The 14322-nt window shown below is 37.6% G+C and carries 9 protein-coding genes; 2 read left to right on the plus strand and 7 right to left on the minus strand.

The window, feature by feature from the left end:
* The first annotated feature begins 93 nt into the window (after positions 1-93).
* Together JCM15579_RS08245 and JCM15579_RS08250 are read left to right on the plus strand one after the other, a co-directional pair.
* A complete protein-coding gene (locus tag JCM15579_RS08245) occupies positions 94-678 on the plus strand; it encodes a hypothetical protein (protein ID WP_054718453.1) in 585 nt (194 codons plus the stop codon).
* A 41-nt stretch (positions 679-719) separates the two neighbouring features.
* Positions 720-2141: a flotillin family protein gene (locus tag JCM15579_RS08250; protein ID WP_054718456.1), complete on the plus strand. Its 1422-nt coding sequence runs from the start codon at positions 720-722 to the stop codon at positions 2139-2141.
* 157 nt (positions 2142-2298) lie between these two features.
* On the opposite strand, the gene JCM15579_RS08255 is transcribed toward JCM15579_RS08250, so the two are convergent.
* From JCM15579_RS08255 to JCM15579_RS08285, 7 genes are all read right to left on the minus strand, one after another.
* Positions 2299-3333, minus strand: a complete 1035-nt coding sequence (locus JCM15579_RS08255) for a DUF2971 domain-containing protein (protein ID WP_157471398.1) — start codon at positions 3331-3333, stop codon at positions 2299-2301.
* A gap of 279 nt (positions 3334-3612) precedes the next feature.
* Positions 3613-4350, minus strand: coding sequence for a hypothetical protein (locus tag JCM15579_RS08260; protein ID WP_054718462.1), 738 nt, complete (start codon positions 4348-4350; stop codon positions 3613-3615).
* A gap of 413 nt (positions 4351-4763) precedes the next feature.
* Positions 4764-6797: an MGH1-like glycoside hydrolase domain-containing protein gene (locus JCM15579_RS08265; protein ID WP_083464599.1), complete on the minus strand. Its 2034-nt coding sequence runs from the start codon at positions 6795-6797 to the stop codon at positions 4764-4766.
* A 146-nt stretch (positions 6798-6943) separates the two neighbouring features.
* Positions 6944-10093: a beta-galactosidase, LacZ type gene (gene lacZ / locus JCM15579_RS08270; protein WP_054718465.1), complete on the minus strand. Its 3150-nt coding sequence runs from the start codon at positions 10091-10093 to the stop codon at positions 6944-6946.
* 143 nt (positions 10094-10236) lie between these two features.
* Complete coding sequence (locus JCM15579_RS08275; protein ID WP_054718468.1) at positions 10237-11865, minus strand: dipeptidase; 1629 nt, start codon at positions 11863-11865, stop codon at positions 10237-10239.
* Positions 11866-11960: 95 nt separating this feature from the next.
* Positions 11961-13253: a S28 family serine protease gene (locus JCM15579_RS08280; RefSeq protein ID WP_054718471.1), complete on the minus strand. Its 1293-nt coding sequence runs from the start codon at positions 13251-13253 to the stop codon at positions 11961-11963.
* 17 nt (positions 13254-13270) lie between these two features.
* Positions 13271-14311 carry a proline racemase family protein gene (locus JCM15579_RS08285; protein ID WP_054718473.1) on the minus strand — a complete coding sequence of 347 codons (1041 nt, stop codon included), beginning with the start codon at positions 14309-14311 and terminating at the stop codon, positions 13271-13273.
* Between the last annotated feature and the right edge of the window lie 11 nt (positions 14312-14322).

A 14322-nucleotide genomic window follows, 5' to 3' on the forward strand; every position in this document is an offset into this window, starting at 1 on the left:
TTAGAATACAACTAAAAAGAAAAAAACAGCTAAGCATAATCACTGTTAGGTCAAGAATTCTTACTACTTTAGATCAAATCAAAATCAATTATTATGATACTACAAATTTCTGACTGGTGGAGTGCCATGGATATCGTTGAAAAGATATTCTGGGGAATTTCTATACCATTTTCAGTTCTGTTTCTCATTCAAATGGTGATAACTTTTCTTGGAGGAGATGTGGACGATGTTGCTGCTGATGGTGATGCAGATGTTTCTGGAGATACGGGGATCGATTTCCAATTTCTTACTTTAAAGAACCTGATCGCCTTTTTTACCATTTTTGGTTGGACTGGAATTATTTGTTTGCACATGGGATTTGGTGCTGGATTGGCAACATTTATTGCAACCATTGCAGGTTTAATCATGATGGTTATTATGGCTTCTATCATGTATTTTATGGGGAAACTGACAGAAGAGGGAACCTTAAATCTGAACAATGCAATTGGTAAAGCTGGTAGTGTATACCTTACCATTCCTGCCAGCCGAAAAGGTGTGGGAAAAGTGCAGATTCAGGTGCAAGGCCTACAAACTTTAGATGCCATTACCGATGCAGAAAAAGATATTAAAACCGGTGCTGTCGTGGAAGTTGTCGAGATCCTAAACGATCAAATTCTTGTTGTATATCCAATAGGTTAATCTATTAATAATCATTAAATCCAATTAATTAACAAAACATTATGGGAGAATATATTGTTCTTTTGATTACTGCTGCAGTAATATTCGTTTTCGTCCTAATTGTATCCTTCTTTAAAAGGTACAAGCGTTGTCCATCCGACCGAGTTTTGGTTGTGTATGGTAAGGTAGGTAAAGGTGGTGGTGCCGAGTCGCGTTCAGCCAAGTGTATTCATGGTGGTGCCGCATTTGTATGGCCAATTATTCAAGATTATGCATTTCTTGATCTAACACCAATTTCAATTGAAATTAACCTGACCAATGCCTTAAGTAAGCAGAACATTCGTGTTGATGTTCCTTCGCGATTTACTGTTGGGATTTCGACCGAATCTGGTGTAATGACTAATGCCGCAGAGCGTCTTCTAGGATTATCGCAAGTAGATATCAGCAATTTGGCAAAGGATATCATCTTTGGACAATTGCGTTTGGTAGTGGCTACCATGGATATCGAGGAGATCAACAGCAACCGTGATAAGTTCCTTGCTGCTGTATCATCAAACGTAGAAGCGGAATTGAAGAAGATTGGTTTGAAACTGATCAACGTGAACGTTACGGATATTAACGATGAATCGGGTTATATCGAAGCTCTTGGTAAGGAAGCAGCTGCAAAAGCGATAAATGATGCGAAAAAGAGTGTAGCTGAGAAAAATAGAGATGGTTCTATTGGTGAGGCGAATGCATTACAGGAACAACGTGTTCAGGTAGCTGCGGCGGATGCAACAGCTGTTGAAGGGGAGAATACAGCGAAGATTACCATTGCCAATTCGGATGCCGGAAGACGTGAAAAAGAGGCCGAGGCTGAACGTTTGGCTACAGCAGCAGAGAAAGTTGCTACGGCACGTGCATTAGAGGAAGCATATTCGGCAGAGCAGAAAGCAGAAGCTGCTCGTGCAATTCGTGATAAAGCATCGCAGACTGCAGATATCGTTGTACCTGCACAAATTGATAAGGAAAAGATTGAGATTGCAGCGGAAGCAATCGCTGAGCAAACCCGTCGTCATGCGAAAGGGGAAGCTGATGCAATTTACATGAAGATGGAAGCGGAAGCAAAAGGTATCTATGAGATCTTGAGTAAGCAAGCTGAAGGTTTCGATAAGATTGTAAATGCTGCTGGTAGCGACGCTAAGGATGCTGTAATGTTAATGATTGCAGATAAGTTACCAGAATTGGTTGCTACACAGGTTGAAGCCATCAAGAACATCAAGATTGATAAGGTTACTGTTTGGGAAAATGGCAACGGCAAGGATGGTAAAACATCTACTGCTAACTTTATGCAAGGCATGATGGGATCGATTCCTCCAATGGAAGAACTGTTTAAAATGGCTGGAATGGAGCTACCAACTTATCTTGGCAAAAAAGTAGAAGAAAATAATGAGACTGTAGACTTCGAAGATGTTTCTGAACAAGAAAACAAAGAAGAGGAATAAACAGTTGATCGGATAGAAGTGAAAAGGAGCATCGTTTGGTGCTCCTTTTTGTTTGTATGTGTTTACCCCCTTAGGGGAAAATTATTACTCTTGAGGTAAGCCACCCATTTTATGGGTGATTATTTATGGTTTTGTTACGAAGTGACATATAGGTAGTTCACTCTTTGAGTATTGTTCTATTAAATGGGATATTTTTCAACCATATATTATTTTTTTTGGCAGCATAAAATTTAATTTCTTCAGATAAATCAAAGAGTGATTTCCCATTTAATGAAAAGTTAGGTCCGAAGTAAATATTAGAGATTCTAATTTTAGGAAAATAATTGTACGGAATAAACTCTGAATTTTGCACTTGAGGATCTAAATACTGATCATACTTGTCACAAAGAGGTAATTTAAAGTATGAGATGTTTTTCTCAGCTTTACCTTCTCGAAAATCTTTAAAAATATGTTTATCCCAAAGAGTATGCTCAACTTGTGGAATTTGAGTGTATATTCTTATTTCTTCTTCTTCTTTATTCCATGAAGGGTTTTTGTGCAAACTTAGCAATTGATTGAGTTCTATTTGATAATTGTGTAAGGGATTTTCAAGTTGATGACTATGCCAGTTTTTGGCAAGTTCTTCGACTTTATCTAATTTTCCATATCGCACCTTGGAAAAGTAGAATAAACGCCAATCCTCTGGATTATTTACAATTTCAAGCTCTATTGCAATACCTTTTCCTTGCTTGGCATATTTTTCCCAAAAGAATGGGGTGTGAAGTTCAGATATATCAGTGGTTGAAAGAATAAATGAATTCTGTTTTACTTGAGAAATAAAAGGATCGTATACTTCTCTTCCATGTTGGAGCTGATAAATTGGCTTTAAACACTCAGAAGCATATTCATATTCCGTTGGATCATTACTATTATGAAGATTATATAAACGTATCGCTCCTTCATTAATTATCGAAAAGAAGACTTCAAGCGATGTAAAGTGCAGTAGTTTCTTTTTACCTTCCAAAAAATAGGGCGTATTTTTAAGATCTTTATTGTGTTCTGGAAATCTCGCAGTAAAACGAATCGGTGTTCCAGGAATAGAACTACCACCAAAGCCTATACTATTAATATTAATCTTAGTACTATCTTCAATTAATTTTTTGAATACACTTTCTAAATCATACATTTCTTGTATTCTGTCTTCTGTTCCCATTTTATGCTGTTTGGATTTATAATCAGAACATCCCAACCTCTCGATTGGGATGTTCATATCGGTTTTATTTAGTTGTATGTAGTAATTATAGAATTCTCCGTTTGTATTAGGCCTTTCACCGCCTTCTTAAGCCATTCACCAGCTAATTGAGTGAATTCTCCAGCAGATTGAGGTGTTCTCCAACTCAATGAAGCAGTTCTCCAGCTATTTCACCCAATTCTCCAGCGTACAGGCCCGTTCTCCAGATAAAAATCCGTTCTCCACGCGGGTTTTAGCGATTTATACTTCAGGAGTTGTTTCTTGTTTTTCACGTTTTTTTCTGTGGTATTCGCTGGTATATAATTTCATTTTGGCTTCATCTTCCCAGAAAGTATACTTTCCAAAATCACGAATTTCGTCCACAATATTCTTCAAATAGGTATAGGCTCTATCTCTCATCTCTTTTTCCTCCTTATCACTATTTTTTCGAATACCATTAACTTTTCCCAATAGTGTTCTAAGACTATGTGAGTATTCATCGGCCTTATCCAGTTTGGTCAAGTCGAATTTTACAAGATTTAGAGGTTCAGGATTGGCTTTTCCTATTACCGCATAATCGCTCAAGTCTTGCACCATATCAGCATGTCCGCTGCCATCGGCAATTCGATTAACTTGAGTGAGGATTTTTGCATCTTTGCGATAGGCAAATTTGAACACATGTTGCAATTCTCGTTGTAGATTGTAACCATCTTGCGAGGCAATAGCCCATTCTTCCAGAGTGATACTTTTTCCATTAAAAACTTGCATCCATTCCGACTGCTTATCTTGCAAAAAGGCAATGGCAGGCGGAAGTTCATCAATTAAGCTTGCATCTAAACCATTTGCCACCAACTTATCTTTATCCTGCGAGGCATAATTGAATAGATTTTCAACTTCAATAACATAAGAGTCTACTGGCATAGGAGGGTGAGTGATTTGATCCTCTAATAATTCAGCTACTTTTTCTTCAATGGTTTTAGGGGTTGTTGTTTCGGTCATGATTTTGTTTTTTTGATTTGGTTAGAAATAATAAAATAGTTTAAAAATTTATTCTGATAATAAATTTAATTGAAGTATGTTAAATATCAAAAATAATTGGAATAAATTATGGGGATAAATTTGATCTGAGGTTTTATATAAGTGCTGGCAATTTAAGTGTGTTGATTGTTAGGGTTATGTGTTGTTAGGACTCAATTCGATGAAAAAGGGAAAGTTTATTTTGTATTGTAAACTTATAGGTTCATGTTTTTCTGAGTAAATATGAGTCAACAAACAATAAAAAATGTTAGTCAAATGAAAGTATGACATACAAAAACACCTCAACCTCCCATAGGAAGTCAAGGTGTTCAACTATTAACTAATGAAAAACTAGATGTGCTCAAAAAATGAGCAGTGTTTGTTGTTGTTGAATTTTAAATTTCGTCTGTTAGCAATAGTAAATAATGTGCTGCCGACCATGAAAAGTGATTGGCATTTAATCCTTTACCGGTAATTGGATGGTAGTTTTCACGGATTGGAGCATCCTGCAATAAGCCCTCTGCATTCTTAATCAATTTTTGAGTCAATGCATCTGCTTCTTGTTGGTAGCCATAGTTTTTCAAAGCTTGTACTCCAAAATAGGCCTGATCTAACCACACCGGACCTCGCCAGTATCCCTTCAAAGGATTGAATTTGTGATGATCTGCAACCAGGGTAGGAAAGGGCACTTTAGTTGCGAATTTTGTACTATCTGTTAGTAAGTTTTTAACACCCTTTGCCTGCTCCTGGTTTGCGATATTCGTATACAAAGGAATCCATCCTTCAGGTCCTTGTTGTACGGTTAGCAGTTTTCCTGATTTAATTGCTCTGTCGTAAAAGAATCCCTCTTTGGCATCGTAGAAGTCTTTTACGATTCTTTCTTTTAGTGCTTTAGCAGCCTTGGTAAATGCTTTGGTATCTTCGGTTTTTCCTAAAAGATCAGCCAGTTCAGCCAACTGTTCTTTTTCTGCAAACAAGTAGGCATTCAAATCCACTGATTCCTGATCCATCGACCATCCATTATCGTTATTTTTTAGCATTTTTGCATCATCGAAACGAACGGCATTGTCCATTCCGCTTTCCCATTTTGCAGCAATCAATGTTCCATCGGTCGAACCATATTCACACAAACCATTCTGGTCGTGATCGCGATATTGGTACCACCACTCATGATACTTCACCAATTTAGGATACATTTCACGCACAAAATCCAGATCATTGGTACGCTTGTAGATTTCCAATACAGCCCAAGCCGCTAGTGGTGCTTTGGTATCGCGCCAATTGTTATCCTTAGGATCGAAATAAACACAATCGGCAACCATTCCCATCTCATCCTGATACTGGAACATGGATAGGATATTGCTCTTGGCCAATTCTGGATTGAAACGAACCAATGCTACCGCCTGTTTCCAGCTATCCCACGACCAGAAACCATAAAATCCTTGGTATGCAGCTGATGGAAATACACCATCATGTTGCAAATCGCCAGCAGGAGAACGCCAGTTGGTCAGTAAGGTTTGTACACATTTAACTGCAAGTCGCTTGTTTTCATCTTTATCAAGTAATGGATTCTTACTATCCAATGCTTTGCTTAAATATCCGTTCCAACGCGATTTGTTTTGTGAGAAAACATCTTGTGGATTTTTAAGCCATAAGCTAAGGAATTTTCCTTCTGCCATGGCTTCCTTCTCATTAAAGTAATGGGAGTGAAGCATGCTAATTTTAGTTTGCAGACCAGCTTTCACCAATTGATTATTTGTAAGATTCATTTGGTATGAAAGATTGTTTTTGGCAATGCTAACTTCATTTGGCAGGTGAGTTTGCATTAGGAAGATTTCATCACTCTTATTGTAATTTACCTGAACACCGTTGGTGCTTTTTACCAATTGCAATTCCTTCTCGAATAATTCTCCTTTCCAACCCACTTTAAGCTGCATATCCTTATTGGAATTATTGCTTATGGATGTTTGAATAAGAGAAGTTCTGTTGCTGGCAAATACAAGCTGAATGTCAATTGTAATATCCTGCAATTGCAATTTTTGCTGCAACTTACCAGGTTTGTAAATCATTTCGGCCTTTGCTTTGCTCAAATCAATTTCCTGATTCGTATTGGCATCAGTCAATACCAATTGACATAGATTCTTACCCAACCATTGTCCCCACATTTTCATGCTTAATGGTCCTGCAAAACCACCATAGTAGGTAGTACTATCCTGATGAGGCAAAGCGTAGCCATGCCATGCACCCATATCGGAGAATCCGAATGGTTTTAAATCGTATTGTTTTGCAGGTACACCTTGTATGTTGAGTATGTTGGTATATTTTTCTTGAAGATCTATTGCGGCATCACCATTCTTCTCTTGCTTTTTTTGAGTGCAGGAAGAGAACGAAAGTATTGCTGCAATTAAACTAATGTGTATGAATTTCATAGTAATTTTTGTTTACCCCCTTTTGGGGATTTAATTTTTAGCTTGTGTTTTACATCCCCCTTAATCCCCCTTCAAAGGGGGACTTGTGACTACCAAGATTTGTAGTTCCAATTCCCCTCTTGAGAGGGGATTAAGGGGAGTGTTATTTATCTTACTCTAATCTTACTCAATTCATTTAAATCCTTTTCCCCATTAATCGGACGAAGGATAAAGCTGTACTGATATGGTTGAGAAGGAATACAATATTCTGCATGAACAGGAGCGCCCCAAGAGTTATCGCCACCAACACCCATTTGCTTGTAGTCAATCTGGAAACTTATTACATCTCCTTGTTTAATTGCATTACCATGTTTGTTTGGTTTATCCTTTCCACCATGATACAACTCTTTGTAATCGAATCCTAGAGCGGAACCCGATAGTAATGGAGCTCCAATAGCCATCAAACCTTTACCATCTTTGTTGGTAAGTGCTATCCAGCGAAGATTGGTTTTGTTACCTGTTTCCTGCGGACGAACATATGGGTGATATTGCTCCCAAACCGTTCCTTTGTAGTGATCAACCATCGCACCTGACTGTCTGTCCCACATGCTTTCCTGTGGTCCGCGTCCAAACCATTCGATGTTCGAAAACTCTTTTGGCAATTGCATTTGCATTCCCAAACGTGGCAACATAGGAAGCTCATTTGATTGAGGAACGAAAGTGTTTTCGATTTCGATATCGCCATTACCTGATACCAGGTACTTCGTTTTGTAGCTGCTAGAAGCTGTTGGTAAATTATATTTTACCATTACCTCGATTTGTTGTGGCGAAATTTGATTGGTTTCAATGGAAAGCAACTCTCGTTTTTCACCAGCTGTCTTCCAAACCTTGCATCTGGCTGGGGTACCATTCCCTAAGTCATTATCGGTAACCGCACGCCAGAAGAAAGGTTTCAAATCATTTTCAATTAATTCTGTTCCATCTATTTTATAAGAGTTTAAACTTCCATTTGATTTAGAAATACGAAGTTTAAATTCTTTTGCATCGATCTTAATTTCATTCTGATCTTCATACAGACTAAGTGCAGGCAATTGTTTTGCTGCAATGGCTTTCACCTTCTTATGAATTGGCAACTGGAATTGTTCCCATGCAATTCGGTGTCCTTTAGGAATCATTGGTTGTTCAAGCGTGTTATGCGCTTCGAACAGCAAGAAATATTCCTTGCCTGGCTTGGCTTTGATATCAGGCATTTCGATACTGAACTTTCTGCTTTGATGAGCAGACAAGCCTTTAGAATCAACCGTTCCATTTGCAATTTCTGTAGCATCTTCTTTCAAAGTCCAGGTGATTTCTACATCATCCAGATCGATAAAATCATATCTGTTGATCAGTTCAAACTGGTTTGCAGAATGATCTACTTTTTTTATTGCAATGGGTTGGTATATCTTCTTCACTTCCCAAATGTGAGGATGAAGTTTTCTGTCGGCACTTACCAATCCATTGGCACAAAAGTTAGAGTCGTTTTGAACTTTGTATACTCCCATATCGCCACCATAGCCAAAAATGGTATCACCTTTTTCATTAGTTTTTCTAAAGGTTTGATCAACCCAATCCCAAATGAATCCACCTTGTAATTGGCGGTGCTTGTAAATTAAATCCCAGTAATCTTTCAGGTTCCCAACGCTATTTCCCATGGCATGGGCATACTCACATTGAATTAAAGGTCGTTTCTGTACATACTCCACATATTTAATCATTTCCCACATGCGATCGTACATTGGGCAAAAGATGTCAGTATTAAACTCTCTACCTGAATCTTCCGATTGAACAGGACGGCTTTTATCTCTCTCTTTAATCCATTTGTATGTGGCATGGAAGTTACGACCTCTTCCGGTTTCATTTCCTAAGGACCAAATGATAATGGATGCATGGTTCTTATCACGTTCCACCATTGAAACGGTTCTGTCCATGAATGCTTTTTTCCAATGTGGCTTATCGGCTAGTGTTTTTTCTTTGTTGTATGGTTCGCAACCGTGAGCCTCAATATTTGCTTCGTCAATCATGTACAATCCGTACTCATCACATAGCTCGTACCAACGTTCACGATTTGGATAGTGAGAGTTACGAACAGAGTTGATATTGAATTGTTTCATCAATAGAATGTCCTGAATCATGGATTCTTCAGTAATCACTCTACCATTATCCATATCATGCTCATGGCGATTTACACCGCGAACTGTAATCGGCACACCATTAATTTGTAGCAATCCATCTTTGATTTCACTGGTGCGGAAACCAATTTTTCTACGAATTACCTCAATGGTTTTATTGCCTGATTTTAATTCGATCTGAAGAGTATAAAGATTAGGTGTCTCAGCAGTCCACTTGCGAACATTTGGAATCGTTTTTGAGAAAATAAAATCATTATCACCTTGAACTAGCATACTGCGTGATTTCAAATTGACAACTTCTTTTTTTCCATCCAAAACTTTTACCAATACAGTTCTGTCAGCTCCTTTATTTGCAATCTGGTTTACTTTAACATTCAAAGAAAATTCTCCATCAGTATAGGTTTCATCCAAATTTGCATGAACAAAGAAATCTCTGATGTGAGTTTTAGGTCTTGCATATAGGTATACATCACGTTCAAAACCACTTACTTTCCAATAATCCTGATCTTCAAGGTAACTTCCATCGCTAAAGCGGTAAATTTCAACAGCCAATTGGTTTTTGCCTGGTTTTACGTATTTGGTCAGATTAAATTCTGCAGGTGTTTTACTTCCTTGTGTATATCCAACTTTTTTTCCATTTACCCATACATATGCTGCAGAGCGAACACCACCAAAGTGAATATAAACCTCCTGACCTTTCCAGTTTTTCGGAATGCTAAAGTTTCTTTTGTATGATCCTACTGGATTGTAATCGTGAGGAATGTATGGTTCGTTGTTTGGAAAAGGATAGGAAACATCAGTGTAGATTGGTACTCCATATCCTTCCAGCTCCCAATGTGCAGGAACTTTAATATCATCCCATTTTGATACGTCGTAGTTGGTTTTGTAAAAATCTACCGGACGATCGGCAGGTTTTCTTACCCAATTAAATTTCCATGTGCCATTTAAATTGATAAAATAGTTCGAATTGGCTTTGCTATTTTGAATGGCTTTGTTTTCAGTTCTGTAAGCAAAGAAAGACGCTCTTGCTTGCTCTTTGTTGATACCAACAATCTCTGGATTTTCCCAGTCGTTCTGTTTGCCGTTCTCTTGAGCATAAATGCCCTGGTAGAAGAGAAGAAGCATAATCGTTAAAAGTGTTCTCATGATTAATTCAAAAATCAAGTCAAATTTAGAATTGCTAATTGTTTAGTTTAAATGTTCGTGTACGTTTTCCCGGTTAAAAAGAGAGTCCGGCAAACAATCTCCACAACCCTGCCGGATTTCTCTTTTCTTTCGCTTTGGATCATTTACGATCCTTGTTTGTTGTTTGTGTATTTGGTAATTAATGTATTCCTGATTTGATTGTATACATCCAACACTTTCTGCATGTTTTCATGACACTTTTTAGTCAGGAATTCTTTTGCCTTTTTAGGGCTTTTATCGTATAGTTTCTGTGCTTGTTTGTCGTTTTCTTCAATCTGATTGAAAAAATCAGATTGCAAAGGCTCTCTCATTTTAAACAGATCTTCAACCGCATCCTGCCATCTTAAATAAAGCAGGTTGTCTACAAAATCAATTGCCCAACGTGCTGATCTTGGATCATACTGATTCGGATCATAAATTTTGTAAGATTCATGAATCTCTTGTGTACCACAGTAAATTGGAATGTAAGGAGAAGTGTACTGATTGTCCTGAAATACCCAGTAAATTCCACCAATTGGATCTGGCAACCAGGATCTCAACTGACAAATCATACCATAATTTCCTTTCGATACATTTCTTCGATTGGTAATATCCAACAATTCACGCATGGCTTTAGTTGGGAAAGGAGTAGTTAATGGACTTTTAACCAACTTACCATCCTTGCTTGGAACATACCAATCAGGATCTGATGTTTTATCGTAAATTGTCCCCTCAAATGTTGAACGTTGAAATTCCATGATATCCTGAACAGAAATCTTTTTCTCTGGTTTAACCGAGAAAGGATACATAGAAATGTCTTCTACATATTGGTGGTAAGCATCTTGTCCTTTAAAAGGATCGCTTAATTTTCTGTCAGGCCATTCTTTATAATTTGGAGCATATTTAGAGTAGAACAACCAAAATCTTCCGCTTGACCATTCACGTAAGGTAGGGCTGTATGCCTCTTGCCAAATAAATGGTTTTCCCGATTTAGGATTGTACCAACCATGATCGATAGCAACTTGCTTGTAATTTTTTGAAGCCATGAACAATTCAGGTTTGCTCAAATCGACCTCTTTAATGATACTCCAGTTAGGAACAATGGCAATGTGATCATCTGGAACTCTTTGTGCAGCCCAAATTGCTCCTGATTTGCCTGAGTTTGGTTCCCAGTTTTTGCCTACAGCCACAATTTCGAGTACCCAAACTTCATTTGGATCAGCGATACACAATGCTTCAGATTCAGGTCCACATGATGGTAAGAATCCATATTCTTCCATTAGTGAAGTTATTAGTTTGATTGCTTCGCGCGCAGTTTTACATCTTTGTAGAGCAAAAATTTGAGCTTGCTCAACAGTCATGATTTGTTTGCCAGATTCTCTATCAACTTGTAATTCTTTTTTCTGACTTAAAGTACTTTCCGCAATAGCCAACTGAAACTCATTCATATGAGAGTAAGCAGAATGAAAGTAAGTATAGGTTTGTCTAACTTGTGGAATATAGCCTAGTATTTCTCCATACTCTTCCAATCCACCATTTATTTCCTGTAATCCATAATAAACAGGAACTTTTGATCCTGCAGGAAACTTACGACCATGAACCACTCTAATTCTGGTATCATTTCCACCATAGGTGTGAGATGTTATTACAGAACCATCAACTGTAGCTTTTTTACCTGCTACAATATCGGTGCAAGCATGACTCTTTGGTAAAGTCAGGCAAGCCAGGATTGTTAGTAAGATTAGTTTTTTCATATGAACAGAGTTTTTGTTTTTTTACCTTCCCCTTTCCCCTCTTCAATGGGGATGAAAGGAGAGTGTCTTAATTACTCATTACTAATTATTCATTGTTAATTGTCGATTGGCATTTCCAACCACTCTTCTAGAGTCTTGATAATTTTAGTTTTTATTTCAGCCGGGAAATTACGGATTCGAGTTCCATGAGATCCTTCTGGATTTACAAACTTTTTACACTTTGTATTGTCTTTTAGATCAACTGCCGTAGCCGACCATGTATCCCATTCACCATAAATGAAAAGCATTTTCTCAGCATCTGTTTGCAACCATTTGTTCACTTTAATCATCGATTCTGGATTGAATTTTCTGATCGGTTCATTAGGAAATACATGATCGAATGTTAAGTCCTTTTCATAGCTAATGTATGGTTTGAATGGTTCTACCTCATAGCTGTACATTCCAATTTCAGTAAGTGCCTGGTGGTAGAAAGCCAAGCTTGGTTTCAAACTAATCTCGTCGAAGAAATCCATACCAGAAACACGAACCAAATGTTTGAATAAAACTGAAGATTCGGAGTCTGAAGAAGGAATATCTTCACATTTGGTTCCTCCCCATTGCCAGAAAGCAAAAGAGTATTCCAAAATGGAAAGATCAAGAGCCTTTTTTAATCCCATAGAAAAGGAATATCCTTTCTCTTCAGCATGAGTTTTTGCCAAAGGAAGAAGCTCTTTTTTGTTTTTGAAACAAGCCAATTGGAACTGATAGATCTTATCGCGGCACTCCTTACTTCCAACTGTTGCCAGGTGCTTGTGTATTCTCTTGTCTTCTCGTGCTAAATTTTGAGGAGCTACGTAAGGAACACTTACATCAACATCATTTGGATAAAAGAAACGGTGATAAATAGTTGTTTGTCCACCTTTACTAATACCTGTAGTAATCCATTTGTTCTTGTAAATTTTCTTTAATGCTTGTATTACTTTGTGCTGATCTGCCGCGGCTTGTCTGATATTTAAATATTTCCAATCCAGGCTATCAGGCATTGAATTCTTAAAATATCTATGCTCAATTGTCAATTGATTGGCGTTTAAAAGTTTACTCAATTCACCAGCTTTTTCCGTCCAGATGTTATAACCCTGTATCTCAACAACCATTGGTTTATCAGTTGCGTGATGCCCCAATAGCACTCTTTGCTTAAAAGTTCCAACTTCAGGATTTTCATGATCCAAAGGTTGAGTGAAATACAATTCATAGTATTCGGCATATGTTGTATCGCCGATAATTTTATGAACAGTTACATCAGGAATTTGATTTAGTTTCTCTTCCAGTGTTAAAGGTTGAGTACAAGCAGCAAGACCAATGCTTAGTACAAAAAGAAGAGAGAAAATTTTAGTGCTTAGTTTATTCATGATTAGGTTTTGTTTTTTTATCTGAAAATAAATCCATCCTTTAAAGGATCATTTGGATCGAAATAGAATTCATTTTGTCCGGTAATGGAAGCAGTACCACTTACTTCAGGAATGATTGCATCAATTCCTTCATAATCGCAGCTTTCAACCACTTTTACACTCATGCAAGTGCCTAAAATACTTTCGATGATAATTTCTTCATCTTGTTTTAGTTCACCTTTTGCATAATGTATGGCAGCGCGTCCGCTAACACCCGATCCTGTGGATGATCGATCAACTTCACCTTCAGCAAAAATGCATACATTGCGTGTATGATGATTAGGATTATGAGCTTCTCCAATGAAAATTGTTCCATACAAGAAACTTAGATCTTCTTCGATTGGATGTTTGATTTCGAACTGATCCATTACGGCATATTTGATTTTTCTGCCATAATCAATTAGTCGGTTATAATCGGTTTCGTCTAATTTTAGTCCTAAGTCTTCGGCTTGTACATAGGCATAAAATGCACCTCCATATCCCAAATCGAATTTCACTTTCCCAATTTCCGGAACATCAACAATTTGATCTTTTAAAGGCATGAAAGAAGGAACATTCTGAAAACTTACTTTTTCAACTTTTCCATTTTTCCGGAATGCTTTACAGGTAATTCTTCCTGGAGGAGCATCGATTTTAATCGTTGGATTTTGTTCTTCACGAACAATCATGCCTGTATCCAAAACCAATGTTACCAAGGCAATCATAGCGTGACCACACATGGTGCTGTAACCTTCGTTGTGCAAAAAGAAAGTTCCAAAATCACCATCTTCAGTAGTTGGTTCAGTAATAATCGCTCCATACATATCAGCATGACCACGAGGTTCCCACATGGTACCAGTTCTGATGTAATCAAACTTATCTCTAAAATATCTTCTCTTTTCCAGTATGGTATTTCCTTTAATTTCAGGGAGTCCACTTGTATAAACTCGTAAAGGTTCACCTCCGGTATGAAGATCAATGGTTTTGATCTTTAACCAGTCTTTTGGAGGATGCCAGTTCCAGTTATCTGTAATATTCATACTTATGAGTT

It is taken from the genome of Marinifilum fragile JCM 15579 (assembly GCF_001310955.1).
Classification (GTDB): Bacteria; Bacteroidota; Bacteroidia; order Bacteroidales; family Marinifilaceae; genus Marinifilum; species Marinifilum fragile.

What these genes read in the sequence shown, in the direction of transcription:
- JCM15579_RS08245 (WP_054718453.1), top strand. Translation starts at nt 94, where the DNA reads ATGATACTACAAATTTCTGACTGGTGGAGTGCCATGGATATCGTTGAA.
- JCM15579_RS08250 (WP_054718456.1), top strand. Translation starts at nt 720, where the DNA reads ATGGGAGAATATATTGTTCTTTTGATTACTGCTGCAGTAATATTCGTT.
- JCM15579_RS08255 (WP_157471398.1), bottom strand. Translation starts at nt 3,333, where the DNA reads ATGGGAACAGAAGACAGAATACAAGAAATGTATGATTTAGAAAGTGTA.
- JCM15579_RS08260 (WP_054718462.1), bottom strand. Translation starts at nt 4,350, where the DNA reads ATGACCGAAACAACAACCCCTAAAACCATTGAAGAAAAAGTAGCTGAA.
- JCM15579_RS08265 (WP_083464599.1), bottom strand. Translation starts at nt 6,797, where the DNA reads ATGAAATTCATACACATTAGTTTAATTGCAGCAATACTTTCGTTCTCT.
- lacZ (WP_054718465.1), bottom strand. Translation starts at nt 10,093, where the DNA reads ATGAGAACACTTTTAACGATTATGCTTCTTCTCTTCTACCAGGGCATT.
- JCM15579_RS08275 (WP_054718468.1), bottom strand. Translation starts at nt 11,865, where the DNA reads ATGAAAAAACTAATCTTACTAACAATCCTGGCTTGCCTGACTTTACCA.
- JCM15579_RS08280 (WP_054718471.1), bottom strand. Translation starts at nt 13,253, where the DNA reads ATGAATAAACTAAGCACTAAAATTTTCTCTCTTCTTTTTGTACTAAGC.
- JCM15579_RS08285 (WP_054718473.1), bottom strand. Translation starts at nt 14,311, where the DNA reads ATGAATATTACAGATAACTGGAACTGGCATCCTCCAAAAGACTGGTTA.